Below are 495 nucleotides of genomic sequence, written 5' to 3'. Positions count from 1 at the left end.
CAATGAGGGCGGGCGGGGTGGTGATGGCGACGACCCGCGACGGGCGCGACGGCACGATCCGGTTCGACGACGACGCGGCGGTGCGCGCGGGGGTGGCGGCGGCGACGCATGTGCTGTCGTCGGTGCCGCCGGAGGGCGACGCCGACCCGGTGCTGGCGCGCCATGGCGATGTGCTGTCGGGGAAGTGGCTGGGCTATCTGTCGTCCACCGGCGTCTATGGCGACACCGGCGGCGCGTGGGTGGACGAAGCCGCGCCCGCCGATCGCGGGCGGCGCGCGAACCGCAACGCCGCCGATGCGGCATGGCGGGGGCTGGGCGCGCGGGTGTTCCGCCTGCCGGGCATCTACGGCCCGGGGCGGTCGGCGCTGGAGCGGGTGGCGGAGGGCAAGGCACAGCGCACCGGGGTGGCCGGGCAGGTGTTCAGCCGCGTGCATGTGGCGGACATCGCCGCCGGCGTGGTGGCGGGGTTCGCCGCGCCGCCGGGGGTCTATAACC

The 495-nt window shown here is 76.6% G+C and carries 1 pseudogene; it reads left to right on the top strand.

The window, feature by feature from the left end:
- Positions 1–2: 2 nt before the first annotated feature.
- Positions 3–495, top strand: a pseudogene (locus AX685_RS00375) (NAD(P)-dependent oxidoreductase); the annotation flags it as partial.

Source organism: Sphingomonas sp. CCH9-F2 (assembly GCF_001556735.1).
GTDB classification, from domain to species: domain Bacteria; phylum Pseudomonadota; class Alphaproteobacteria; order Sphingomonadales; family Sphingomonadaceae; genus Sphingomonas; species Sphingomonas ginsenosidimutans.
Note: the sequence above shows the minus strand (reverse complement) of the source record. Positions and strands in the feature narration are given on the sequence as shown.